The 26,363-nt window shown below is 46.5% G+C and carries 25 protein-coding genes; 9 read left to right on the top strand and 16 right to left on the bottom strand.

What is annotated here, in order from left to right:
- The first annotated feature begins 5 nt into the window (after positions 1-5).
- On the top strand, positions 6-995 hold the full coding sequence (locus BM184_RS00825; protein ID WP_086942141.1) for a lipoate--protein ligase: 990 nt from the start codon (positions 6-8) through the stop codon (positions 993-995).
- A 141-nt stretch (positions 996-1,136) separates the two neighbouring features.
- Here BM184_RS00825 and BM184_RS00820 read toward each other — a convergent pair whose 3' ends face one another.
- Genes BM184_RS00820 through BM184_RS00775 form a run of 10 tightly spaced genes read right to left on the bottom strand, consistent with a single transcriptional unit; the run spans position 1,137 to position 8,874 of the window.
- Positions 1,137-2,531, bottom strand: a complete 1,395-nt coding sequence (locus BM184_RS00820; RefSeq protein WP_086942140.1) for an oxaloacetate decarboxylase subunit alpha — start codon at positions 2,529-2,531, stop codon at positions 1,137-1,139.
- On the bottom strand, positions 2,524-3,081 hold the full coding sequence (gene citX, locus BM184_RS00815) for a citrate lyase holo-[acyl-carrier protein] synthase (RefSeq protein WP_086942139.1): 558 nt from the start codon (positions 3,079-3,081) through the stop codon (positions 2,524-2,526). The genes BM184_RS00820 and citX overlap by 8 nt, the downstream gene beginning before the upstream one ends.
- Positions 3,074-4,606 (bottom strand): citrate lyase subunit alpha, encoded by a 1,533-nt coding sequence (citF, locus tag BM184_RS00810; RefSeq protein WP_086942138.1) that lies wholly within the window; start codon positions 4,604-4,606, stop codon positions 3,074-3,076. The genes citX and citF overlap by 8 nt, the downstream gene beginning before the upstream one ends.
- A gap of 2 nt (positions 4,607-4,608) precedes the next feature.
- On the bottom strand, positions 4,609-5,496 hold the full coding sequence (gene citE, locus BM184_RS00805; protein WP_086942137.1) for a citrate (pro-3S)-lyase subunit beta: 888 nt from the start codon (positions 5,494-5,496) through the stop codon (positions 4,609-4,611).
- Positions 5,484-5,792: a citrate lyase acyl carrier protein gene (gene citD / locus BM184_RS00800; RefSeq protein ID WP_086942136.1), complete on the bottom strand. Its 309-nt coding sequence runs from the start codon at positions 5,790-5,792 to the stop codon at positions 5,484-5,486. Before citD ends, citE begins: the two co-directional genes overlap by 13 nt.
- Positions 5,782-6,810: a [citrate (pro-3S)-lyase] ligase gene (citC, locus tag BM184_RS00795; protein WP_086942135.1), complete on the bottom strand. Its 1,029-nt coding sequence runs from the start codon at positions 6,808-6,810 to the stop codon at positions 5,782-5,784. The genes citD and citC overlap by 11 nt, the downstream gene beginning before the upstream one ends.
- A 24-nt stretch (positions 6,811-6,834) precedes the next feature.
- Positions 6,835-6,963, bottom strand: a complete 129-nt coding sequence (locus BM184_RS15460) for an OadG-related small transporter subunit (protein ID WP_086626833.1) — start codon at positions 6,961-6,963, stop codon at positions 6,835-6,837.
- A gap of 27 nt (positions 6,964-6,990) precedes the next feature.
- Entirely contained in the window at positions 6,991-8,112 is a 1,122-nt protein-coding gene (locus BM184_RS00785) for a sodium ion-translocating decarboxylase subunit beta (protein WP_086942134.1), read from the bottom strand.
- Between the two features lie 26 nt (positions 8,113-8,138).
- Positions 8,139-8,531, bottom strand: a complete 393-nt coding sequence (locus BM184_RS00780) for an acetyl-CoA carboxylase biotin carboxyl carrier protein subunit (RefSeq protein ID WP_086942133.1) — start codon at positions 8,529-8,531, stop codon at positions 8,139-8,141.
- 16 nt (positions 8,532-8,547) lie between these two features.
- Positions 8,548-8,874, bottom strand: coding sequence for a hypothetical protein (locus BM184_RS00775; protein ID WP_086942132.1), 327 nt, complete (start codon positions 8,872-8,874; stop codon positions 8,548-8,550).
- A 399-nt stretch (positions 8,875-9,273) separates the two neighbouring features.
- On the opposite strand from BM184_RS00775, the gene BM184_RS00770 reads away from it, so the two are divergent.
- From BM184_RS00770 to citG, 3 genes are all read left to right on the top strand, one after another.
- Positions 9,274-10,617, top strand: a complete 1,344-nt coding sequence (locus BM184_RS00770) for a CitMHS family transporter (protein ID WP_086942131.1) — start codon at positions 9,274-9,276, stop codon at positions 10,615-10,617.
- A 129-nt stretch (positions 10,618-10,746) separates the two neighbouring features.
- A complete protein-coding gene (locus BM184_RS00765) occupies positions 10,747-11,457 on the top strand; it encodes a GntR family transcriptional regulator (RefSeq protein ID WP_086942130.1) in 711 nt (236 codons plus the stop codon).
- Positions 11,435-12,307, top strand: a complete 873-nt coding sequence (gene citG / locus BM184_RS00760) for a triphosphoribosyl-dephospho-CoA synthase CitG (protein ID WP_310793412.1) — start codon at positions 11,435-11,437, stop codon at positions 12,305-12,307. The genes BM184_RS00765 and citG overlap by 23 nt, the downstream gene beginning before the upstream one ends.
- Before the next feature lie 2 nt (positions 12,308-12,309).
- Here citG and BM184_RS00755 read toward each other — a convergent pair whose 3' ends face one another.
- Positions 12,310-13,020 carry a response regulator transcription factor gene (locus BM184_RS00755; RefSeq protein ID WP_086942129.1) on the bottom strand — a complete coding sequence of 237 codons (711 nt, stop codon included), beginning with the start codon at positions 13,018-13,020 and terminating at the stop codon, positions 12,310-12,312.
- A 97-nt stretch (positions 13,021-13,117) separates the two neighbouring features.
- Between BM184_RS00755 and BM184_RS00750 the strand changes: the two genes are divergently transcribed.
- Entirely contained in the window at positions 13,118-14,956 is a 1,839-nt protein-coding gene (locus BM184_RS00750) for a sensor histidine kinase (protein ID WP_086942128.1), read from the top strand.
- 96 nt (positions 14,957-15,052) lie between these two features.
- Here the strand turns inward: BM184_RS00750 and BM184_RS00745 are convergent, their stop codons facing one another.
- Positions 15,053-16,696 (bottom strand): phosphoenolpyruvate carboxykinase (ATP), encoded by a 1,644-nt coding sequence (locus BM184_RS00745; protein WP_086942127.1) that lies wholly within the window; start codon positions 16,694-16,696, stop codon positions 15,053-15,055.
- A gap of 253 nt (positions 16,697-16,949) precedes the next feature.
- On the opposite strand from BM184_RS00745, the gene BM184_RS00740 reads away from it, so the two are divergent.
- Entirely contained in the window at positions 16,950-17,546 is a 597-nt protein-coding gene (locus BM184_RS00740) for a helix-turn-helix domain-containing protein (protein WP_086942126.1), read from the top strand.
- A gap of 194 nt (positions 17,547-17,740) precedes the next feature.
- On the opposite strand, the gene BM184_RS00735 is transcribed toward BM184_RS00740, so the two are convergent.
- On the bottom strand, positions 17,741-18,238 hold the full coding sequence (locus tag BM184_RS00735) for a hypothetical protein (protein WP_086942125.1): 498 nt from the start codon (positions 18,236-18,238) through the stop codon (positions 17,741-17,743).
- Between the two features lie 278 nt (positions 18,239-18,516).
- Positions 18,517-19,680 (bottom strand): M20 family metallopeptidase, encoded by a 1,164-nt coding sequence (locus tag BM184_RS00730; protein ID WP_177208490.1) that lies wholly within the window; start codon positions 19,678-19,680, stop codon positions 18,517-18,519.
- 274 nt (positions 19,681-19,954) lie between these two features.
- Between BM184_RS00730 and BM184_RS00725 the strand changes: the two genes are divergently transcribed.
- A complete protein-coding gene (locus tag BM184_RS00725) occupies positions 19,955-20,773 on the top strand; it encodes an aldo/keto reductase (RefSeq protein ID WP_086942123.1) in 819 nt (272 codons plus the stop codon).
- Between the two features lie 398 nt (positions 20,774-21,171).
- Here BM184_RS00725 and BM184_RS00720 read toward each other — a convergent pair whose 3' ends face one another.
- Positions 21,172-22,188, bottom strand: coding sequence for a Gfo/Idh/MocA family oxidoreductase (locus tag BM184_RS00720; protein ID WP_086942122.1), 1,017 nt, complete (start codon positions 22,186-22,188; stop codon positions 21,172-21,174).
- 357 nt (positions 22,189-22,545) lie between these two features.
- Between BM184_RS00720 and BM184_RS00715 the strand changes: the two genes are divergently transcribed.
- Positions 22,546-23,886 (top strand): DUF1576 domain-containing protein, encoded by a 1,341-nt coding sequence (locus BM184_RS00715; RefSeq protein WP_086942121.1) that lies wholly within the window; start codon positions 22,546-22,548, stop codon positions 23,884-23,886.
- 83 nt (positions 23,887-23,969) lie between these two features.
- On the opposite strand, the gene BM184_RS00710 is transcribed toward BM184_RS00715, so the two are convergent.
- Positions 23,970-24,710 carry a sulfite exporter TauE/SafE family protein gene (locus tag BM184_RS00710; RefSeq protein WP_086942120.1) on the bottom strand — a complete coding sequence of 247 codons (741 nt, stop codon included), beginning with the start codon at positions 24,708-24,710 and terminating at the stop codon, positions 23,970-23,972.
- Positions 24,711-25,146: 436 nt separating this feature from the next.
- Here BM184_RS00710 and BM184_RS00705 point away from each other — a divergent pair, with 436 nt between their 5' ends.
- Positions 25,147-26,304, top strand: a complete 1,158-nt coding sequence (locus tag BM184_RS00705) for an ROK family transcriptional regulator (protein ID WP_086942119.1) — start codon at positions 25,147-25,149, stop codon at positions 26,302-26,304.
- Positions 26,305-26,363 lie beyond the last annotated feature (59 nt).

Raw genomic sequence — 26,363 nt, 5'->3', positions numbered from 1 at the left:
AACTATTGTATACGATTTCATGCGAGGAACGGGATGCCGCTTTCTACTTTGCCTTGGAAGAATACTGCATAACAAACTTCCCGGCAGAGGAAGACGCCTTGTTTTTATTTTGGCAGACGCGCCCTACCGTGATGCTGGGAAAATACCAGAATGCGTTCAAGGAAATTGATTCATCCTATATCCATGCCGAAAAAATCGATGTTGTCCGGCGACCTTCCGGCGGTGGTGCCATTTACACCGATGAAGGGTGCTACCAATACAGCTTCATCGTGGATGGTCAAAATCAAGTGATAGATTTCGAACCTTATATGGACAGAATTATCCATACCTTGCAAACGCTTGGTATTCCAGCAGAGCGGAACAGCCGGAACGATATCGCCATCCACGGTCAAAAAATATCGGGAAATGCCCAATATATGAAAGCGGGCTTTACCGTCCATCATGGGACCCTCCTTTTCGATACGAATATCGAGCATATGGCGGCTGCCTTGAAGGTCGATCCCGAAAAACTGCGCAGCAAGGGCGTTGATTCGGTGCGTGAACGCACCGCCCTAATCGCCAATCATGTAGCACCTAAGACTGAACGAAACTGGTTTGCTGACGAATTCCGCCGGAACATCTTGGGTCAGGAAGCACACATCCTCGAGCTCTCTCCGGAACAGTATGAAGCCGTGCAGCAGCTAGCTGAACAAAAATACCGCCGCTGGGAATGGAACTATGGTCAATCACGGGAGGCAAATTTCTGCGTTTCCGGCCGTTTGCCCGGAGGACGCATCGAAATCGCTCTCCAGCTCGATCATTACGTCATCCAGGACTGTCAAATTTCCGGTGACTTCTTCAGTTCGATAGATATCGAAACCCTCGAGTCTGCCCTGCGCGGAAGCCGTTTCGACAAATCAGATGTAGCAAACCGTTTAACGCCAGTATTGTCTGAAGGGCAGTTGTACTGCATCACAACAAACGATATCGTGGCCCTTTTGTTTCCGGAAGCATAAGCTTCTTCCACTTTGAAAAAGCGCAAGAAGCCCCTTCATTTCGATTAATGAAGCAGGCGCACTTGTTGTATAACATTATGCAAAAAAGCTCCAAGCGCACCGGTAAAGGTATGCTTGGAGCTTTTATTTCATTACAGATGCTTATTGTACGTCGATAGAAACATCGATCGTCTGTACTGGAACATCGTAGAATCTGTCTTCTCTGCGTCCAAGGAAGTCTTTTGCTTGTTGCGGGAACAAAGCGTACATCAAGACGTCTTCTGTGGATTTAGCGTATTGGCTGATCTCTTTTTCAAATTTAGGCATTTGCGGCAAGATCAGATCGGCAGGTCTCACTGTTGTGATGCCTTCGTTGCCGATGATTTTTTTCGTGATTTCTGCGGAAATCGCTACTGGCGGTTTGCCGTATTGACCTCTTACATATTCCTTGATTTCATTAGGCACAAGTTTGTAGCGCTCGCCTGAGATGACGTTCATCAAGGCTTGCGTACCGACCATTTGCGATAACGGTGTAACCAATGGAGGATAGCCTAAGTCTGCACGCACTTTCGGAACTTCTGCCAATACATCGTCGTATTTGTCTTGCAGGCCTTGTTCAGTCAGTTGACTCAACAAGTTGGAAAGCATGCCGCCTGGTACTTGATACAGCAATGTTTTCGGCTCGACGTCCTTCACTTTCGGGTTCAGGATGCCTTCGTTGCGGAAACGATCACGGATCGGTGCAAAGTGATCGGCGATTTCTGCAAGTTTGTTCCTATCAAGACCCGTGTTGTAACCCAGACCTTCCAACGCGATTGCGACGGATTCCGTAGCTGGTTGGCTTGTGCCGCCAGCAAATGGGGAAATGGCTGTGTCGATGATATCAGCACCGGCTTCAACAGCTTTCAAGTAGGTCATTTCAGCAATGCCGCTTGTCGCATGTGTGTGGACTTCCAAAGGCAGATCCACGGCAGCTTTGATTTTGCTTACTAATTCAAAAGCGACGGCTGGCGTCAACACGCCGGCCATGTCCTTGATGCAGATGGAATCTGCGCCCATTTTAGCCATTTCCTTCGTCAAGCCGACGAAATAGTCGACTGTGTGGAATTCGCTGGTTGTATAGGAGATTGCAGTCTGGCAATGGCCGCCAGCCTTTTTGGTGATATCGATGGCTGTCTTCAGGTTGCGTAGGTCATTCAACGCATCGAAGACACGCACAACATCGATCCCGTTTTCGATCGATTTTTCGACGAATGCGCTGACGACATCATCGGAATAGTGTTTGTATCCCAATAAGTTCTGTCCACGCAAAAGCATCTGCAGTTTTGCATTTTTGACTTCTTTACGGATCGTGCGCAGACGTTCCCAAGGATCCTCGTTCAAATAACGGATACAAGAATCAAAGGTAGCCCCTCCCCACATTTCGATGGAGTGGTATCCGGCTTCATCCATGGTTTTGATGATCGGCAACATGTCCGATAGCGGCATACGTGTTGCAATCAAACTTTGTTGACCATCACGCAAGACCGTTTCCATAAAACGGATTTCTTTAGTCATGTAATTGGTCACTTCCTTCTTGTATTATTTTAGAAATGGCTTCTTGCATTTCTTCTATAGTGTGACGACGACTGCGACCGCAATCTTTCGCATCACGATTGCAGATGAAGCAGCGTCTCGTATTCAGACCTAATGCGGTTCGGCTGATGCTCTTCAACTCATTGCCTTCCATCCAGAGGACATCCAAATCAAACAAACGGCCAAAAGGATGCGTCTCCTCTATCATCACCATTTTTTCTTTCAGTTGCGCAGGCGTCAATGGCGATAGGATAAAATACTCCGCACCCGTCTTCAGATTCCGGTAGAGGGAAGCTTGCGGCAGATCATTGCCCAATACTTCTTCTATGCGTTCCAAAACTGCAGTAAAGACAGCTTCCAACTTTGGATTGTTTTTGATCGGGCCCGGGATATTCATGAGCGCCATCAAGAGACTGTCCTCTTTCTGGCTGCTCAATAATTCCCGTTGGATGGCGACGCGTTTTTCACGCACCGCCAACATTTCTGCTAGCGTAACGCGTTCTCCTTCTGTAAAAAGAGCTGTATTAGACATTTTTTACCACATCGATTATCGTGCCATCACGGTATTCGATCAAAGCAACGACTTTATCGCCGTATTCGATCGGATCTGGAGATCCAACGATGGAATACGCGATGTCCTTCAGTTGATCAATCGTGAATTGAGGTACATCCAATGTCTTGAAGTGTTTGATCAGATCTTCTCTGGCTGGGTTGATGGCGATACCTAATTCGGTAACGACTACATCAACGCTAGATCCAGGTGTGACAACCGTGTTTACCGTATCAACAATTGTCGGGATACGTCCACGGATCAGCGGCGAGATAACCAAGCTCATCTTGCAGGCAGCACTTGTATCAGAGTGACCGCCGGAAGCACCACGGATGATACCATCGGAACCAGTGATGACGTTCACGTTGAAGTCCGTATCGATTTCCAAAGCAGATAAAATAGCTGTATCCAATTGGTTGATGACAGAACCTTTACTTAATGGTGATGCATACATGATCGCATCGACTTCATAATGGTTCGCATTTTTGCCCAATGAGATAGCGGACGGGTGGTCGAAATCCTGCACGTCAATGATTTTTTCGACAAGGCCTTCTTCTAGCAGTTCAACCATCGCGTTCGTGATGCCGCCCAAAGCAAAGCTCGCTGTGATTTTATCGTTGATCATCGCTTCTTTCAAGAAACGCGATACAGCTAACGAAGCGCCGCCGGTACCGGTTTGGAAAGAGAATCCTTGTTTGTAGTATGGTGAGTTCGTGATCACTTTTGCAGCATATTCCGCAATCAAAAGCTCTTTAGGGTTTTTCGTGAAGCGGGTTGCTCCCTTAGCGATTCCTTCAGGGTCACCGATCGCATCAACTACAACCACATAATCCACATCCGTTTGAGGGATGCTGATCGGCGTGTTCGGGTAAGGCATCAATGAGTCAGTGATGACGACTACTTGATCCGCATACTTCGCATCCACCATTGCGTATCCCAATGATCCGCAAGCTGTTCTACCGTGGGAGCCGTTCACATTGCCGTATTCATCGGAACTTGGCGCGCCAAGGAAAGCGACGTCAATATGGATATCTCCGCGTACAATCGCTCTTGCGCGGCCGCCATGGGAACGGATGACAACAGGGTTGTCCAGAATGCCTTCAGAGATGGCAGCACCGACTTTGTCACGTAAACCACTTGATGTGATGTTTGTGACAACGCCTTTTTTGATGTGTCCGATCAACGGTTCGTGGATGTTGGCGATCGAACTTGGTGCAATCGTCAGGTTTTTGAAGCCCATTTTGGCGATTTCATCCATTACCATGTTGATGACGAAGTCGCCCTCACGGAAATGATGATGGAAAGAAATCGTCATGCCGTCTTTCAAGCCAGTTTTTTCGATTGCTTCGCGAAGGCTCCCAAGCAATTTTTTGTCGCGCGGTTTCACCGGATGGATTTTACGGGTGGATTCTTGGTAATCTTTGATGTTCGCTAATTCTCCATCGAAAACACCGTATTGCGCAGCGTACATTTCAGGTATATCTTTACCAACTTTATTGACAGTCATGATTAAATATCCTCCTCGCTAATAAGTTTTGCGGCTTTAGCCAAAGCAATCACACGTTCAGCACGTTCAACGATCGGTTTATCGACCATTTTACCCTTCAAGGAGATAACGCCTGAACCTTTTTCTTCAGCTTCTCTGATAGCCCAAATAACTTCTTTAGCATGTTGAATTTCTTTTTCTGTTGGTGCATAGATATGGTTTACGATCGGAATTTGACGCGGATTGATCACGGATTTGCCGTCGAAACCAAGCTGTTTGACGAGCTCGACTTCGCGAGCGAATCCGCCCACGTTCTCAACGTCAGAGTAGACCGTATCGATGGCTGCGATGCCGGCTGCACGGGCAGAGTGAAGAATATAGCTTCTTGCGAAGAATAATTCTTGTCCGTCAGGGTAGCGTTTTGTTTTCATATTGGTTACGTAATCTTCAGCGCCTAATGCAATCCCGATCAAGCGAGTGGATGCTTTGGCGATTTCGCGGGCGTTCAGTACACCTTCAGCGGATTCGATGGCGGCCATCATTTTGGTTCTACCGATTTCGATACCGTATTTTGTTTCGACTTCAGTGATCGCTTCATCTACATCAACGATGTCTTGCGCTGTTTCCGTTTTTGGAAGACGGATAACATCCACGCCTGCCAAAACCATCGCTTCGATATCCAATTTCCCGACTGTATCCAAGCTGTTGATACGCACAACTGTTTCTGATTTGCTGTAGTCGAATGTCCGCAATGCGAAATGCACCAAGGTCCGAGCTGAATCTTTTTCTTTCAGAGAAACAGCATCCTCCAGGTCAAACATGATCGAATCAGCACCATATAGGGGTGCATCCCTAAGCATTGCAGCATTTGCGCCAGGGACAAACATCATAGTTCTTCTTAAACGTTCCATGTGTCCATCTCCTTCCAGTTGTAGTCGTCTTTTTCAGCAGCACGGTGAATGGCCGTTACTGTCCGCGCTTCAATCGTGCAATCCAAAGCACCCTTATCGACAGCGGATACTTTCGCGCTTGTGATGCCAAGATTTTTAAGTGTTGCGATGATGACTTCCTCGATACGATCGCCATATTGTTTTTCAACGCTTGAATTCAGTGTCACTGCGACTTCGTTGTTATCGCTAGGTTCTACGACGATCATGATGTCGCTTGATTCAGTCGTTCCAGCTACTGCATATTTTTTAATTTCCACTTTTTTCACCTCTAAATTTGTCTTTTCCATAATTTTCTGCCAAATAAATATAAGTTGTTGGTGGTACAAGTTTTTTAATTGTTTGAAAATCATCTTCTTTCAATGCTTTTCGTACACGTGTAGCACTGATGACCTGCCCATCCAGTTCGATCCGGGGAACGACTTTAAGGGCAAGCGTATCAGAAAAAATCTCACGCATACTCTCGTTATATACCTCTGTAACGGGGGATAATGGTTCTTCCCCTACAAAGCGCGTTTTGATTTGGAGAGCAGGCGCGATCCTCTCCTTGAACAAGGTTGCATCCAGCACAGCCTGTACGCGGGCTATGCTTTCTACCGCCTGATCCTTCAGAAAGTAGGATGGGAAAGTAGCGGATGACACTTGATAATCCCTTGTCGGGAGGATAACCACATTCGGAAGGTGCTGTGTGCCCGCCTCTACAAGCTTTGATCGCTCTTCCGTCGAAAATTCGGAGCGGTCATCAGAGAGGACAAAAAGATAGAGAACATCAACTTGCGCAGCAGCCGTTTCGACTAAGTACAAATGACCTTTGGTGAATGGATTAGCATTCATTACGATGGCTCCCGCATGATCGGCATCCTTTTTGCGGCTCTCAAGCAAGGCCAAGTAATCCGAAAAATCGGGAGAACCTTGCTCCATAAAGAGAATCGTGTCTGTGCGGATGATTTCTTTGAAACCAAGAGATGCAAAGGAAACCGCCACGCAGGGCTTCGTATACAAAAAGAAGTGGATAATGCCCTCATCGTGAAGCTTGGAGGATAGAGCCATCACGATTTTTGTCAATAAATTTTCGCTTTGATACTCAGGATCGACAGCGACTAGTTTGATGATGTTTTGATAAGTCGATCCGGTAGCGACTAATTTGTTTCGGTCATAGAGGCCTACTGTGTAGTCGACTTGCTCGTCCGGGACCAGTCCGCCTAAGGATAATAGATCTTCCCAAGCTTTTTTGTCCGCTGGAACACGCGTTATCCAGATTCTTTTCAGTTCATACATAGGTAAGCCTTCTTTATTTTATTTTTAGGCTGGAAAACGTTTGATCAATACAATCGATACAACATACAGGAGGAATAGCACCAGGAAGATGCCGCCCATACCGAAAATCATCAATTCAAATGCAATTTTTAAAGCTTCTGGATCAAAAACCATAATTATATCTCCTCTCAATGAACCTTCTTAGCTAAAGAAGGCAAGTACTAAACCACCAGCGATAACAGATGCAATTTGTCCGGATACGTTAGCACCGACAGCATACATCAAAATAAAGTTTTGAGGATCTTCGTCAGTAGCCATTTTTTGGATAACACGGCTTGACATTGGGAATGCGGAAATACCGGCACCACCGATCATCGGATTGATTTTTTCGGTTCTGAACAAGTTCAGCAATTTTGCGAACAATACGCCGCCGACTGTATCCATGATGAAGGCAACCAAACCGAAAGCGATGATCATCAATGTTTGCAGATTCAAGAACAGATCAGCCTGCATTTTGACGGAAATCGTAAGTCCCAACAGGATACTGATGATGTTTACCAATTCGTTTTGGGCAGTCAATGAAAGTCTGTCCAACACGCCACATTCGCGCAACAAGTTACCGAACATCAGGAAACCTACCAATGGAAGAGAAATTGGTGCGATAAAACCAGCAACGATCGTAATGATGATCGGGAAAAGAATTTTTGTCATTTTGGATACGCCTTCCGCTTTATAAGTCATGCGGATGCGACGTTCTGCTTTGGTTGTGACAGCTTTGATCGCGATCGGTTGGATGATCGGAACAAGCGCCATGTAAGAATACGCGGCAACTGTGATCGGTCCCAGAAGATTAGGCGACAATTGGTTGGATACGAAGATGGCTGTCGGGCCATCAGCGGCACCGATGATACCGATTGAAGCAGCTTCTTTGATGTCGAATCCGAAGAAGATAGCGACTACGATCGTAAAGAAGATACCGAATTGAGCGGCTGCACCAAACAATAACATGAATGGGTTTTGCAATAACGGTCCGAAATCGATCATGGCACCGATACCGATGAAAATCAGCAATGGGAATAGTTCTGTGCTGATACCCGCTTTGAAGAGAACATCCAAAACGCCCTCAGATTCAGTTCCGTTGACCATTTGGGTCAGAACGCCTGTCCCTGGGAAGTTGACCAAGATGGTACCAAGTCCCATTGGCACCAGTAATGTAGGTTCGTACTCTTTTTTGATCCCTAAATATATCAGGACAGCCCCGATAAGCATCATCACGATTTGGCCCATCGTAATGGATGTAATTCCTGCTAATAGTGTTTCCATTTATTCACTTCCTCCTAATAAAATAATTATGCGATTGTGATTAATGCATCGCCGGCATTTACGACTTGACCTTGGTTCACATGGATTCCGGCTACTTTACCAGCATGGTTTGCGACAACTTCATTTTCCATCTTCATTGCTTCAAGGATCATCAATGGTTGGTTTTCTTTTACTTCATCGCCGATGTTCACTAATAATCTTAGGATGGTTCCTGGCATCGGTGCTGTCATTGCGTCTCCTGAAGCTGCTGAAACTGGCGCTGCAACTGGTGCAGGTGCTGCTTGTTCTGCTGGTGCCGCTACTGGAGCTGCTGGTGCTGCTGCAACTGGTGCTTGAACCGGTTGTTGCACGCCGCCGATTTCTTCCATTTCCACTAAGTATTCCTTACCATCGATTGCAATCTTGAATTTTCTTAACATTTATAATTCCTCCTTATTATTTAACCTGACTTATTTTTTTTACGACAAATTTACTTTCAGGCATAGTGCCTGCCGCAAGGCTTGCGGAAATCAGCGAAACAAGATGAGCCTCGGGATTACGCTTCATAATATTCTTTACCACAAACTGCGATTTAGGATGATCTCCTGCAGCGATTGCTGTCGCGATGACACTGACTAATTCATATTCATTCGGATCAGTGGGTATAAAAGCTGGAATTTCAATCAGGTCATTCACGGGTGCATTTGCAGAAACAGTTGCTGACGGTACTGGCGTAGGTGCTATTGTGTCCTTTTTCCCAAAGAAACCTTTGAAAAAAATCATTTTCTCACGTCCTTTCTATGGATTTAATCCCATTATAGAAATTTCTCTCATTAAAAACAGACCAATAAGCCTGTTTTATTGTTTTTTTTATGTTCTCAAAAACGAGCAAACACCATAAACGTTGATATATCAACGTTTATGGGCGTTTAAGACTTTTTTAATATTTGGTTAAGCCGCATTTAAGAAAGCGTTTCAATTCCGGTGTGTTTTTTGTGTTTTTTCAAAGTAACGGCTTTCAATTAACTTGCAAAGTAACTATTATTGCTCTTAGAGAGACAACCCAAGCAACTTTGGGATTTTTAAATTAGAAAAAATGTGAATCAATTCACGTCCTAGTTTGATTATCAAAGGAATCGGGTGCTCTCAAAAAACTTTTTTATAGTCGGAAGGAGAAAAAAAATGTTACTTACAGTATTGTCTTATGCAATGATCGCGATCTTCATGTTCGTTATCATGAAGAAGAAATTATCACCGTTCACCGCATTAGTAATCATCCCGCTTGTTTTTACGCTTATCGCTATGGCAACGGGTGTTACCTCTGGAAACATCGGGGAATTCGTTTTGGAAGGGGTAACCACAACTTCTAAAACAGGTATCATGTTATTGTTCGCTATTCTTTACTTCTCTATCATGTTGGATACTGGTCTGTTCGACCCTATCACTAAAAAAATGATCCACTTCGCTAAAGGCGATCCGATGAAAGTCTTGATGGCAACTGCTGTCGTTGCTGCCACTGTTTCCTTGAATGGTGACGGTACTACAACAACTTTGATCTGCTGTTCAGCTTTTATTCCTATCTATAAGAAATTAAACATGAACTTGATGAACCTTGCTGTCTTGGTTATCCTGCAAAACACAATCATGAACTTGCTTCCATGGGGCGGTCCTACTGCTCGTGCAATGGCTGTTCTGGAAGTTGATGCAAGCATCCTTTCTTACCTTGCTCCTGGTATGGTATTGGCTTTACTTTATGTCACTTTCTGGGTTGCTCCACACATGGGCCGCAAAGAACGCGCTCGTCTAGGCGTTAAAGTCCTGACTGATGAAGAAATCGACGAAATGACTACTGTTACTGACCCTGAAACACAAGAAATCCGTCGTCCACAAAACTTCGTATTTAACGGTATCCTTACAATCGGCTTAATCGGTTGGTTGGTTGCTGGATCATTCATCGAAGCTATCTCAATGCCACCATTGATGTTGTTCTTGGTTGGTACGTGTATCGCTTTGATGGTAAACTACCCTGCTCTTAAAGATCAATCTTCCCGTATCGGCGCAAACGGCGGCGACGCTGTTCAAGTAGTTATCCTGGTATTCGCAGCTGGCGTATTCATGGGCTTGTTCCAAGGTTCCGGAATGGCTACTGCTTTGGCAGAAAGCTTCGCAACAATCATTCCTAAACAATTGGCTGGTTTCTGGGGAATCATCATCGCCCTTATCTCTGCACCAGGTACTTTCTTCATCTCCAATGATGGCTTCTACTTCGGTGTCTTGCCTGTATTGGCGGAAGCTGGTCGCTCTTACGGATTCACAAACATGCAAATGGCTTTGGCTTCCCTGATGGGTCAAGCATTCCACTTGTTGAGCCCATTGGTAGCATTCATCTACCTATTGCTTCGTTTGACTGGATTGGATATGGGCGCTTGGCAGAAAGAATCTGCGAAATATGCACTAGGAATTTTCGTAATCTTCTTAGTGACAATCGTATTGTTCGGCCAAATGCCGCTTTACATCCCGCAATAAATAAATGTATAATCCTTATAAGGACTGGAAGCCGGGCTACTTTGCTCGGCTTTTTAGTATAAAAGGAATCGCTCTCATTTAGAACTAACCAATAGTTAACCAAAAAATAATAGGATGAAGGGGAAAAAGATGAGCACTATAATCAAAGCAGTCAGCAAAAATTTAGACCTTAGCCAAAATATGCCACTTAAAGACCTGATTTACGAGGCTTTCCGCAAAACCGTCATTTTAGGCGAAATCCCAGCCGGAGAACGCATCAACGAAAAAGAATTCTCCGAGAACATGAACATCAGCCGCACACCCATCCGCTACGCTCTGAAAAAGTTGACCGAAGAAGATTTAGTGAAACACGTCCCTGGAGTCGGCGTCGTCGTAAAAGGAATCAGCATCAAAGATGCGTACGAAATCTACGATATCCGCAAAGCGCTGGATACCCTCGCTACAACAACAGCCATGAAGCTGATGACAGCCGAGGATTTCAAAACGATGCGCCTGCATTTGGAACATTGCGAAGTGCTGAATCAAGAAGATAAAGTAGAGGAATTGCAGCAGAAATTTTTTGAATTCAATGAGTTCATTTACGAAAAGAGTCAGATGCTGCGCTTGAAATCAATCGTTATGAAGCTTTCAGAATATTTGATGTACTTCAGGGACATCTCAATCAGTTCGAAAGAAAGACGCGATTTTGCATTGGCTGAGCATTGGTTGATTTATCGCGGGATGAAGACACAAGATGCGTTACAGATCCAACTCATCACGTACGAACATTTGGATCGCTCACTGAATTTTATCGTCAAAGAAATGGAGAAACGTAAAATTGACTTTGAAACCAATGAATGAGTTGCTTGTCGAAATTGCCGGGCAAGCTGAGAAAGCTCTCCTTTATGAGGTAGCATTGACACCGAAACCCGGTCTGGTGGACCGCAACAACAGCGGTGCCCACTCCGATATGGACTTCTTCACTTTTTTGGACAGCATCGTCAGCCTGAGCCCTTACCTGTACCAATATGTAAAATTAGGGATCGAACATGAAGGAACCGCAAAAGAGTTGTTCCATAAAGTCCGCTCAATGGGCGTCCACGCCGAAAAAGCGATGCTGGCCGCCACCAAAAACATCAATACGCATAAAGGCGCCAACTTCTCTTTCGCCGTTCTGTTGGGGGCGACCGGCGCTTGCATCGGTCGGGGTCTGCAGCCTCCCTTCACACAAAATGATACGCAAGAAGTACTTTCCTATGCCCAGGAAATGAGTCATGGATTGGTGACGGATGATTTTGCCGATCTCGCTGCCAAAACCTCCTTGACGTATGGAGAAAAATTATATCTTAGCTATGGCATCACCGGCATCCGTGGCGAAGCCGAAGCCGGGTACCCTGCCTTGAGCGAACTGATTTTGCCGTTTTTAAGAGCAAATCAAGGTCAGCCAGTAGAGAATCTGTTGTTGGAGGCGCTGCTCCTGTTGATGAGCCAAGTCGAAGATGGCAACATCATCCACCGCGGAGGCATCGACGCCTGGCAGACAGTCAAAACGGAAACAAAACAACTCCTGCAAGATTCACATGAAGGAAACCTGAAAGAGTTGATGTACAGCTATGACCTGGTCTTGATAGAAAGACACTTGAGCCCAGGAGGAGCTGCCGATCTTTTATCCTTAGGTATCTTTTTTGCAAAGTTGGAGAATCTGTTCTGAACTTATTCGCCGTCGGGGCTGAACGTATAGCCGATTCCCCATACGGTCTTCAAATAACGCGGCTTTTTCGAGTCATCCTCGATTTTGTTGCGCAGGTAGCTGATGTATACCATGATTAGGTTGTTATCAATCTCCCCATCGTTCCATACATTCGCATAAATTTGCTCCTTCGAAAAAACTTGATTCGGATTTTCCAGGAAAAACAGCATCAACTGGATTTCTTTGGATGACAGGGCGATATCCTGCCCCCTCTTCTGCAGTTGATACAAATTTTTGTCGAAAGTAAAATCGCCCACTTTGAGGACACGGCTGGTTGGATTTGTTTTTTGCGACTGGATGGTCTTCATTCTTTGCAACGTGCTCAAAATTTGAGCCCGCAAAAGATTTGGCGAAAAAGGCTTCGTAATATAATAGTCCGCCCCTGTTTCGAGACCATTGATAATATCGGTCTCGCTTTTTTTGCCGCTTATAAATATAATAGGGGTCAACGGGTAGTCAGCGCGGATCAGCTGCGCCAGATGATAGCCGTCATTCTCATATTCCAGACTGATATCCAACAGAAAAAGGTCAAAAGTCACACGGGTCATGATGTCCAGTGTTTTTTCGATGGAATCACTTTGGTAAATAAGAACGCCCGTTGATTGCAACGACTTCCAAATAAGGCGCCGGATTGAGATATCGTCATCAACGACGAGTATTTTTTGATTGTTCATATTTTTCCTCCTCAATGTTCTCTAGTTTCGCAAGCAGAACATTGTTTTGTCAAGTAATTATCTTGCTACTATGCAGTTTTAAGAAAGGGCTTTTACGATGGAAAACAAACCGACGACCCGTATCATCAACATCATCATGACAGGGTTATTTATTATCATCGCGATTACCTTGATCACGATCACGGGCAGCTTCTACACCGTGGAACAGAATGCCAAAAAAAGCGGCCAGGAACAACTGATGCGCACATTGAATTATGTGACGAATAACCTGAAGCTTGTCATCGAAAACCGTTCCTTATCGCTTCAGCAATTTTCCCATGAACTGACTTCCGAGGCTCACCCGGAAGCGCCACTCGCTGAAACCGATAGGGAAGCGATCATCGCCACTTACTTGGGGTCCCATGAAGATCAAACGAATCTGTTGATCCAGCTTGACGGCTCAGGTGTTTTTGCGAAAGCTTGGCAGTTTGCAGATGGGACGCTTCAGGAACTTTCCGAAGAACTTGCTGGATCTTATATCAAAGCAGACCCGAGTCTGGAATCGTTGCTCGGAAGTGGCTCGCTCGTCCAAAACAGCAGCGATTATTTTCTGGAAAACCAATCATTCGTCAACCTTTATTCCCCTATCGTTGCAGCCGATGGCCAAATCACCGGTTATTTTATCGCACCGTTGAACCTTGAAAATATGTTCAAGGCGGAAATATTCAGCGATACCAGTGATTACAGCGGCTATCCCTTGGTGAAGAATGCCGATATGGAAGTCGTCATTCATCCTGTCGAAAGCCAAGTCGGACTTGATATCATCTCCGACCGTCAAGAGCAGTTCCCGGACCTGGATCTTTCCGATCTGAAGCGCTTGGAGGAAGCCCAGCTTACTCAAGAAGAAGGGACGCTCAGTTATTATTCCTATTGGTGGAACGAAGAAAACCCGACCAAAGTCCTGAAATTGGGTGCCTTTGAATGGATCGATATCGGTGCAGCGCACTGGGTAGTCGCCCTCAACTCGGATTTCTACGAGCACAACCGCGTACCTATACAAAACAATTATATCCTATTAAGTCTGTTATTGCTGATTTCTGCTATAATTCTCATCTTCATTCTTTTGATAAGGGGCTACAACAAAAAGAACCAGGCTTACGAAGAGAGCCAACGCCTCATCGAAAAACAAAAATTTGAAAATGAGCGCCATCAATTGGAAAAACGCATCCTGAAAGAAAGCAAACTGGAAGCGATCGGACTTTTGACAACGACCATCGTTCACGACATGAATAATTTCCTGACCCCTATTCTGGGAAATGCCCAGTTGTTGATGGAAGATTACGCCGAGAACGAGGAATTGGTCAGCGAACTGAAGGAAATCTACCTTGCGGCGGAAAAAGGCAAGGATCTCTCCACAAACGTATTGCGTTTTTCAAAGGTCAGCGAAGGGCAACAAGATACCGTCCACGATCTTTCAAAAGTGCTCAAGGACACCATTTCTGAGATTACGATCTTGACGCCTAAGAGCATCAAAGTTGAGAGTGACATCGCTCCTGGCATCCTGGTTGAAGGATTCGACAAGCAGGACTTGCAGGTGGTCCTGTATAACCTGCTGACAAACGCCTTCCAGGCGATCGACACGCGCCCCGGCAATGTCAGAATCAGGCTGAAAAAAGCTGATGCCGAATGCAACGCAGGTTTGCAGAAGCGCTCGATTGTGACGAAGGACAAAGAATACGCTGTCCTGTCCATCACAGACGATGGACCCGGAATCGCGGAGGGATTGGAGAGCAATGACCTGTTCGATCCTTTCTTCACCACGAAAGGCAGCAACGGTTCCGGATTGGGACTGTTTGTGGTGTCTTCCATCGCTGATAAATATGATTGGCAAATCAGACTGGACAGAGCCCAAAAAGGTTTGACGGTCTGCATAAATATCCCACTCCAAAAAAGCTGACACGACAACAAATGAAAACCAACAGCATTATTCCTGACTTACGGGGACAATGCTGTTGGTTTTTTTCAGATCAGTGATCAACCAATCTAATTATTTTTACAAAGATTGGACAATTTGATCAAATGCATGGATGGCCTCATCCGGAAGCGGGAAATCCGGATGTTCTTGGTTGAACGTCTGCAGGAACTCAATCCGCATCGTCATCCGTTCCTTCACCAGCTTTTTATAGCTCTCGTCCTGCAACGGTGGTTCATAGCTGGGCACGTCCAAGTACGCCAAGCCGGTTCCGTCACCGAAAGGTTTGAATGTGGCTGTCTCTTCGACGATGCTCTCGATCACGCCGAGTGTGATGTCTTTGGTGATATCCTTATTCAGAAAAGCGCCGGTGTTGATGATGTAGCAGTCCACCGCCTCTTTGCTCAACAGGGCTTTAAAATCTTCGTAATCTTCAATCAACGGGTAGACGCGGAACGGATTGGCATAAGGCTCGATAACCAAACGGTCTCTGTCTTCGCCCTTTCTGGCGGTTTCCGCAGTCGACCGTTTCGTCGCCAATGTTGCTCCGAAAGTGGCAGCAAGGATCGGATTCTCGATTTTGACGAGCGGCGGCAAGGAGTCATCTTTCATGATCCAGTAGATTCCCTCAATTGCCGAATGGAACTTGTCCACTCTGTCAGGCGTCACGTAACGGGACTTGACGGTACGGCCGTTGCCGTTGCGGATGTCTTCCGTCACCAATACCCGTTTTCCGTCCACATCCTTCGTCACGCCTACGTTCTGTGCCGTCAGGAAATATTCCTGCTCCGGATGGTCGGCCGGATAGTCCTGGGTCTTGTCAAAGTAAGCCGGTTCCAATGCAATCGATGATCCGTCGAGCAAATCAATGATGAAGGCATCATCATGCAACACCTTCACTTTGTACTTTCCGTTGTGCTTCGAATGCGTCAGTGTGGACTTGCCCGAACCGGACAAGCCGAAGAAAGCAAAGACCCGCTTCTTGTCTTTCAACACAAATTTTTTCAGGCCGCCGTGGCAGGAAGCGTAGCCGTTGCGATGCGCAGTACCCCAAGCAAGGGATAGCGTGCCTTTCTTGAATTCACCAAAATACTGCATACCCAAAATGCAGGCGACGTTATGATCGGGTTCAAAGTAGGCCAGACCCAGCGGATAATCCGGATGGCGCCAGTCAGGATCCGTATAGATGTAGATATCCCCTTCTTCATATTTCTTTGAATGCGCGTACAATTCGTTGTACGTGTCATTGGCCCACTGGAAATTCAACAACCAGGAGTAAAGATTGTTTTCGTTGCCTTCCGGAAATGCGATGTGCGCTTTGATGATGAACTCTTCATCCAAGCCGACATAGCCAGTAGTCTGGTGGTATTTCTTCGTGCGGTTCTGGTAGATGACGTCACGGACCAGCGCCATCAATTGCTCATCTTCCGCTTTGTCCTCGCCTACGATTCTTCTTGCTTTAGCAGTCCGTCCAACTATTTTGCCGCCGTTTTCGACAAGCACTTTGGCGTCTTCAGGCAGACCCAACTTAGCAGTCTCTTTGATGGGAAGGTCGGTTACGATGACCCCTGGGGATGTTTTCGCCAATTCATAGGCTTCGGCAAGTGTCGTCACTTCATGCATATTGCTGCCGTAGAAAGCCGTTTCGATTGTCGTGCGTAATTTAGTTAACAATGGATTGGTCTTCTTCAATGCAGATCTTTGGTACGTTTCAATTGTTGCCATACTCGACCTCCGTAATTTTGATGCCTTCATTATAGTATGCTTTTCTGTATTTGTGCCGATTACGAGGTGTACTTATGATGTTCTTCATATTTTGAACACTAAAAAAACACTTGCCTGTTACATCGAGCTCCAAGCACCTTATTAGTGTTTTTTCTCTGTACTATGTTTAGGAGTACACAAAAGAAACACCACATCCCGAAAACTTAATGCTACTATATAATCAACTAAACAAGTAACAACGGAGGGACAAACAATGCTTACCGTAGCCGAAGCAGTCAAAATACTCAGCAAAAAAAATATCACCCATTCAGAAGAAATGGTGCGCAGATGGATCCGCAAAGGAAAAATCAAAGATGCCGTGAAATTCAGCAACAAAGAGGGTTGGTTGATTCCTGAAGATTCTTTGGAAGAAGTCATCGCGGCCAAAACCTATATGAACAGCGGCATCAAATCCACTAAGGAATACCGCAAAGGTTACCAGGACGCCTTGGCGTACATAAAGGAACGGGATTACGAACTCATCAAACAATCCCCTCCTGTATATGAGAAAGAATTCACGATCTATCGGGATGATGCCTTGGGCTTGGCGGAGAACATGCTGCCGGAAGAACAGTTGGTCAATCCTTTCAAAAAATTTGTGGATGATACGTTGTTCAAGTGCAGCAATGCAGAACCGCTGTCCTCCATCGTCGTGAAGGTATTGAACAATTGGGTGCTCGTGGAAGATACAAACGACATCTACAATATCGCAAAGCTGCCGAATCTGAATGTGACATTTGAAGATCACCTGACGCGCGCCCTATTGCGCGATCAGTTCAATACATTCAAAAGAACGAGTTTGGCGATCTGAGATTAGTTCCATAAGAAGTTGTCGGATAACCCTCCAAAAGCGGTTGAGGCGGGGAATTCCGCCACGGACTTGACCTCAAACCAGATAATCATAGTACCAAACCACAAAAAACATGGAGCTGTCTCGAAATGAGGCAGCTCCATGTTTTTTCTTACTATATTCTGTATCTCGACTCCGCGGAACCGACTGCTTGTTTACATTTCCGAAAGTCTGTCCTTCACGCTCTCGTATTCTTCCTGCGTGATGAGGCCTTCCGCCAATATTTCTTTCAAACAGTGGATTTCCGCTTCCAGATAATCTGGCAAAACGGGTTGCGGACTCTCTAAGGAAATTTCTTTTTCGTCCGGACGCAAGCCTTGGATTTTATCCAACACGATATGAAATTGAGGCTCTTTTTTTTCGGCGGAGTGGGTGGACATTTCCACAAACCAGCCATCAAACTTCATCCTTAATTCCTCTTTCCGCATCTGCGTGTACTGGATGCTGAACACATCCTCTTTATGCTTGTCTTCAGCCATCGCTTTGGATTTGATCAGGTATATTTTTTCATCGGTCACCAATACATATTTTTTAGGATTCTCTTTCATCCCGAAGTGAAGATACTCACCTTCAGAACAATATTGCTCAGCTAATTGCAGAATAACATCTTGGCACGTTACGGACACAACTGTCTTCTCACCAATCTTCACCATGTTACCACCCCTTCTGCTTAATCCCCCGGAAACATCCAATTAAATCACCAATTTGCTCCGCCTGCAGGCTGCGCTAATCGGTATCTACGGATGAAATGCTATAGCCCTATTATCGCATCCGGAACAGCAAAAGTGCTGTTCTTCCAGTGTTCTTCGGCAAGTATTTCCGTCGTGGAACACAGCGCCATCAATCAAAAAAAACAGCAACGCAGAGGACCGGAAAAGGACCTTCGCATTGCTGTTTAATTTATAATTTTTCATGTCTGCATCGTTGGGGCTCACGAGATGGACAGCCGATCTGCGCTTTCACAGAACATCTTCCGCCGGCTCATTTCTGTTATGACCGCCGTCAAAAGATCCAAGCGTTGCTGAATGGAATCCAGCTCCACATATTCGTGATCGGTATGAAAAGCTCCACCGATCAGACCAATGCTGCAGACCGTCGGAACCCCGACACTGGTAGTGAAGTTGGCGTCGGATACGCCTCCCGATTTTTTGAACGAAACGACCGTGTCCATTTGCTTGCCAACATTCTCGAAGACGCTCCGCAACGCTTTCGCTCCGGGAACGTCGATCATTGGCGGCCGCTTGCCGATGACTTCGATGTCAATGCCGATTTCCATTGCGGCGGCATGATCCTGCAATTCCTCCAGCATATCAAAGAAAGCCGTGACGTCCGTGGGATTTGAGTAACGGTAGTCCAATTCCATCTGGGCGTGCTCGGGGACGACATTCGGTACGCTGCCGCCCTGGATCGTGCCCGCGTTGACAGACACACCGGCAGCATAATCAATCAAAGTATTCATGCGAACGATCCAATGAGCCAGTTCGTTGATGGCGCTGCGCCCTTCCTGAGGGGCGTCGCCGGCGTGAGATGGCCGGCCCTTGAAATGGATCTTCAGTTTCTCGATGCCTTTCCTCTCCTTGATCATCGAACCATCCGCTGAACTCGGCTCCATGACGAAAGCGAACTTGGCCATTTTGGCTTTCTCAATGATTACTTCGCGGGAATAAAAGGAGCTGATCTCCTCATCCGGATTATGGATCACACAGATGTTAAGGCTTTGCTTCAGTTCTGTGGGCAAGTTTTCCAGCAAATAGGCCGTCAACAGGCTGCAGCCTTTCATGTCATAAACGCCAGGCCCATAGAGCCGCTCTCCCTCTATCGTGAAAGGCCGTCTGCTCGCTTCGCCATCCAGGAACACAGTATCGGTGTGGCCGATGAAGAGCAGATCGATGGGTTCGTCCGGTGCGTTCGTCGCCACCAGAACCGGTCCAACCTCCGGACCGACCGAAACCAGCTCAGTAACAAAACCTTGCTGCCTATATTTCTCTTCCAAAAACGCCGCCACTTCTCGTGTGCCCGCAGGATTTCTGCTGCCACTGTCGATATTGACGATCGTCTCCAATTCACGTAAATACTGATTCCTATCGAAGCCCATGATCATTCCCCCTTGGAAAAATTATAACATTCACCTCTGTCTAAAATATACCGTTTTTTAAAAGCGTTCTCAAATTAACCCTGACATCTGGTGTATCCTTACCTGACTAAGACAGATCAACTCGCTTGTTTGCAAACAAATACCAGAATAATTCTTCCGTACCCCCTGTCCATTTCTAAGCTATTTTGACTTTTCGAGGTATATCCTTTTACATCTACTGCTGACTGTTCTAAACTGAAGATTAGTAAACGTTATCACATCAGGAGGTTATTGAATGGCAAACAAAGATGTATTCACTTTTTACAATGGGGTATCGATTCCCTCCATCGGTTTCGGAACATGGCAAATCCCTAACGAAGAGGCCTATGAAGCGGTTACGATGGCTTTGAAGAACGGTTATACGCACATCGATACGGCACATGCCTATCACAATGAAGAAAATGTCGGAAAAGCGATCCGCGATTTCGGGATTGCCCGCGAAGAAGTGTTTGTGACAAGCAAGTTGCCCGCACAAATAAAGGATTACGACGGCGCGCTGCAGCATTTCGAGGAAACCATGAACAATCTTGGCTTGGATTATTTGGACCTTTACTTGATCCATGCGCCATGGCCATGGGACGAGATCGGCAAGGACTGCACCGAAGGCAACATCCAAGTTTGGAAAGCCATGGAACAGCTCTATGACGAAGGTCGAATCCGCGCCATCGGGGTCTCGAACTTCTCCATCAAAGACCTGCAAGCGATCCTGGACAATTGCGACATCGTACCGATGGCGAACCAGATCCCTTTCTACATCGGCCGCGACCAGAAGGACTTGCTGACATTCTGCAAAACACACAAAATCGTCGTCGAAGCCTATTCACCTTTAGCTACCGGCGCTATTCTGGATAGCCCCGAAATCAAGCAGATGGCTGAAAAATACGGCGTGACGCCGGCGCAATTATCCATCCGTTATTGCCTGGAGAAGGATACCCTGCCTTTGCCGAAGTCCACGCATGAAGCGCGCATCATCGAGAATGCGCAGCTTGATTTCACCATTTCGCCGGAAGATGTGGCGATTCTGGATGCCCTGAAAGATGTCCGCGCAAACTAAATAACCAACAAAAAAATCCTTAAACTGGGCATTAGTACCCATTTTAAGGATTTTCCTGTTTTTACAGATGATAATTTTTACGGGGAGGCATATGACCGAAGAAGACTAACCCCGATTAATTTCAGATATTAGCAATATGCGTGCGCAGCTCCGGTGAGGCGTACGCCCACCGAAGTTCTTCGGTAACTTTCATCCGCAACTCCGGAGAGGCTGCGCTCGTCGGAGGACGCAAACGGAATGTTGGCCGAACTTCGGCGAAGGCACCGTTCACCGGAGCTGGGACCCCCGGTGGCCACAAACCCTTCAAAAAGAAAGTTACCGGACAAGCAGAAAAGACCAAGAAACCATGGGTCGCCTCGCAACGAGGCTGCCCATGGTAGCTTTCATTCTCTTTCTCTTCAGACCATACCCTCTATCCCTGTTTCGATGATTTCCATCTGCAGCAGGGTTTCCTCGTCCTTGGTGACTTTTTCCGCACCGTTCACGATTGCGTTGTACAGGTCATCATAGACTCTGGCGTAATCGCCTTTTTCGGAGACCACTTTCTCTTCATGGTAGACGCCTTCATCATCCATGTACGTCAGAACCCCGTAATGCTCCGGCAGGTCGACACCGAAATCGGAATTGTTCGGCATGTGGAACAGCTTCAGGTGCTCTTCTTGACGGTCTCGGGTCTGTTTCACGAACATGCCCTTTTTGCCGTAAGCGACAAAACTCGGACGTTCCTTCAGCCTGAAGAAGCTGGATTTAATGGAAACTTTCAGATTCTGATAATGGAAATCCAAGTCGAAGTAATCATTCATCCGGCCTGGTCCCAATAGTTGCCGCACGTCGTAGTGGATTCTGTCCGGTTTGCCGAAATAGGAAAGGACCTGATCGATGGTATGGCTGCCGATTCCGTACAGGTAGCTTGTATCCTTGGTGAAGCTGTCGATAGCCAAAGGAATTTCCGGACGGTAATAGTCGATGGCTATCTCGACTTCCAACAGATCGCCTAATTTGCCGCTTTCGATTACTTTCTGGGTCGTCAGGAAGTCCGAATCGTAGCGTCTGTTCTGGTAGCACTGGACCAGCAAGCCCTTTTCTTTCGCGTAGGCAAAAATAGCGGCCGCTTCTTCGGAAGTTGGCATGAATGGTTTTTCGACCAGCACATTTTTACCGTGATCCAAAGCCAGTTTGGCGAACTCATAATGGGAATTCGTATGCGTGCAGATGACCACCAATTGGATGTCATCATCCTCCAGAATATCCGCGATATTTCCCGTATAGTGGATGCCTTCGATTTTTTCCCAATCACTCTTCTCCGGATTCCGGCTATAGATCGTTTTGACCTTGATGTTGCTTCTTGATAAAGAAAAAGGCAAATGGTAACGGTTTGCACTTTTCCCGTTTCCGATGTATCCGATTGTCAGCATACTTCTTCCCCCTAAATGATTGTATCTTCTCTCTATATTGTAGCGGTATATATCCGAAAGTAAACCAATCCGGTCTGAATCGGAACAAAAGTGCGACCTTTTTTGGATCAGGCGTTGCCTTTTGGACCAAATGTTCAGCACAGATTGTTCTGTTTGTGTACTTCCTGTTGAAATATTAGTGGATTTTAGTAAAATTGAAAATAAATATTGTGAGAGTCGCTGCGGACCTGTATAATTAAATGTAAGTTAACGTTTACATGATTTTGTCAGCTTGGGTTCTTACCGTAGCGACAAAAAGCAATTTCCATATTTCATTTTCATTAATCAGTTACAACACAATAAGATTGGGGGACACTAATGATACAGAAAAGACAGCCTACTATGAGTGGCGCAGAGGAACTCTACGAGCGATTAAAATTTAGGTTATTGACCGGTTTCGCCTTGTTGATGGGCGGTGTTGCCTTCCTGTTCAACAGCCCACGGGAAATCTATGAAGGCAACCTCACCATCATGGCCTCTCCGGCTAACCTGTTGACGGATTATATGGCATTGACGAACGTCGGAGCGGCATTATTCAACGTTTCGTTGATGACGTTGCAGGCCCTATGGATCGTCAGGATGGCGGATGCCAAGATAAATGGCCCCGTCATAGCCGGCATATTGACGATTGCGGGCTTTGCCTTTTTCGGCAAGAACTTATTCAATTCCATGCCGATCAGCATCGGTGCCTTCACGTATGCAAAAGTCACAAAAGTACCGATGCACAAATCCTTGCTGGCCGCCCTTTTCGGGACCGCCTTGGCACCGTTGGTCAGCGAGCTCTCTTTCAGCCTCGGCATCGGTCAACCCTATGGAGTGCTCCTGGGGCTGGGTGCCGGTTTTGTTTCCGGCTTCTTGATTCCCCCACTGGCGCATCATTTCGTTACCTTCACAAGAGGATTCAGCCTCTATAACGTCGGTTTCACCTGCGGCATCATCGGGACGGTCTTCATCTCCCTGATGCGCAACTTTGGCTTCGAAATCGAAACGGTAAACATTCTTGCCAGCGGCTACAATGGCCCATTTTCTGTGCTGCTCTATTCACTTTTCAGTGGCATGTTCCTGATTGGCTTGTGGCTCAACGGATGGAGCTTCAATGGCTTGAAGCGGATCATGCGCCATTCGGGCCAATTGTCCACCGATTACCTGGAACTTGGCGGTTTGGGTGCGACGCTCATCAACATGGCTTTGCTTGGTTTCTTGGCTACGACTTACATTCTGCTGATGGGCGGAGAAATCAATGGTCCAGTTTTAGGAGGAATCTTCACAGTCATAGGCTTTGGAGCCTTCGGTAAAAACATCAAGAACGTCCTGCCGATCCTGATCGGGGTCACTCTGATGGGCCGACTCAACTATCAGGATAATCAATCAACCATCGTCCTTATTTCGGCGCTGTTCGGAACAACCTTGGCGCCGTTGGCCGGTCGTTATGGGAACATAGCGGGAATCATCGCCGGTGCCATGCATCTGACATTGGTCATGAATATCGGTTATCTCCACGGCGGCGTCAACCTGTACAACAACGGCTTTTCGGGCGGACTTGTCGCTTCCATACTGGTTCCCATCCTGGAGGCATTCCACCTTCACCGGGCCAACCAACGCGCCTTGCGTGGGCCAGTCGATCCGGCTGATGAAGTTGAAGTCGATCAAGCCAATTAACAGAATTATTTAGTCAGATTTTTGGGACTGCAAAAAGAGATGCCTCATGAAGGGAGTGAAATCCGTTCATGAGGCATCTCTTTTTAGATGAACAGACGGACCGCGGCAATCGCAGTCATGATCATGATGATGCGTTTATACCACACTTCATTTATCTTCCTGACGAAAGTGATTCCCATCCAACTGCCGAATGCGATGAACGGAATCATCAGCAACATGTACCTTAGCGTCCCCCACGTGACGGTCCCCCACATAAAGATGTGAAAAGGCAGTTTCACGAGGTTCATCACCAGAAAGAACCACGCAGTCGTTCCGATCATCTTGTTCTTGGTTAGGTCCTGCGACAGCACATAAACGTTGAATATGGGCCCTGCAGCATTCCCTACCATCGAAGAAAAGCCACTGATAGCCCCCACCATCCAGTGGAAGATCGGATTTTTTGGAAGCGGCAGAACTCTTTTGGCCACCTCTCTGTAGATCAACAGCCCCAAGCAAATCAACACGACGATACCCAGCAAAGCTTTGAACTGCTTGTCGTCGAGATAATTGCCCATGACGGCTCCAACGATGATGCCGATTACGGCTGCTGGCAACAATTTCAGGACGTCACTGAATTTACCTTGTTTGCCGTACTGAAAGATGGCGATCAGATCCCCCAGCATCAGCATCGGCAACATGATTCCGGCTGATGCCTTCCCGCCGAATAGGACCGCAACGAGCGCCACTGCCGGAATTGTCGCGCCTTGTATACCCGTTTTTGAAAAACCGATGATGATCGCCGCGATGATCAACATCATCCATTCGATTCCGTTCAAACCCAACATTCTGAAAAACCCCCTCCCACGATTCCTTTCATTTTACCGATTATCCCCAAAAATGACAATGACTCAGAGGCCACAATCCGGAAAACGCTTAATCCCTTTACCCAATTGAAAAAAAAGTGCTCGTTTATTGGGTTTGGCGGGCATCCAAACCTCGCAATTATCATCAAAAAGTGTTAAAATGTAACCAAAGACGAATGCCCGCAGTGCCTGTTTCTCCCACCCACCGCTCTTTCACGAGCCCACTTTTGTCTTCACCACCTGTGTAACCGCATTCAACGCCAGACTTCTGATTACTATACAAGGCATTTCCACTTCCTGGAGACTTCCCGGAACACGTTCGACTCTGCATCAAGATGGCCTTTCTTTGTATATTTTTCAGATCCATCACATTTTTGCGCCCAAAACTCAAAAAAATTTGTAAAGGGTGTGACACACCATGATCGTCAACCGTAACACAATCAGGGAACAAAACGAAACCATTGTTTTGACAGCAATCATCAATCATCCCAATACTTCACGAGCGGCCATCTCTCATGATTCCGGACTCAATAAAGCAACCGTATCCGAAATTGTCAAAAAACTGCTTAAGGAAAAACTTGTCGTCGAACTCGGTACAGGTCAAAGTTCCGTCGTTGGCGGGAGAAAACCGGTGTTGTTGAAGGTGAATGCGAATGGCGGATACGCGATGAGTTTGACCATTACACAAACAAAGATTTCTTCGCTCGTCTGCAATCTTCAAGGCAGGATCGTCGCTCAGTACGATTTGGTCAGAAAAGTGGAGGCCAGCAATATCATCGACAGCATCGAGGAAGTAGTTCTCTACCACAGGAAGAACCTCGCTAAGACGCCGTTCCGCTTCGTTGGTATTGTTGTGTCCATCGACGGCTTTGTGCATGAAGATGAGATAGTAGCGTCAACTAACAAAATGTTGGAGCATCTGACCGCCAAACATCTGGAAAGCGACGCCATCGACTGTCCGATTTATCTGGAGAATCAGAACAATCTGGCGGTTATTGCCGAAGCTGTATTCGCTCATTCTCCGGGGAACATCATCAGTATCGACCTGGATGAGGGCATCGGTTCCGGAATTTTATTGCAGAACCGCCTGTTCCGCAGCAAAAACAGTTTGGCCGGTAATCTGGGGCACACGATCCTCTATCCGTTCGGCAAAGATTGTGACTGCGGCAAACAAGGCTGCCTGAATCGGTATTGTTCAACGGCTGCTTTGGTTGCGGAAATCCGGGACATGAAGAAGGATTCCGCGCTTCAGTTGGCCGATCTGATCGCATTGTACACAACCGGCGATGAGGAAGCCAAAAACGTAGTGGAGCATCTCGTGCTGCATATGAGCATCGCGATCGGCAATGTCGTCAGCCTGCTCGATCCGGAAAAAGTCTATCTGAATGGGGAGCTTTTCCGTTCGTTGCCGGATTGTGTGACAGCAATCCAAACGGAATTGAACCGAAAATCAGGGCAATACGTTCCCGTGAGTTTATCCACACTGGGAAAAAATGGAGCTCTTCTGGGCGGGATCGCTTTGGCACTCCAGCATTTCTTCCAGGTTCCGCAACTGCAGCTGCATTTTGATGATTGAAATTCCGGATGATATGCAGCGTAATCTTCAAAAAGAATCAGCCTCTTTCTGTCGTCACA

The sequence above is a fragment of the Trichococcus pasteurii genome (assembly GCF_900112935.1).
GTDB lineage: Bacteria > Bacillota > Bacilli > Lactobacillales > Aerococcaceae > Trichococcus > Trichococcus pasteurii.
Note: the sequence above shows the minus strand (reverse complement) of the source record. Positions and strands in the feature narration are given on the sequence as shown.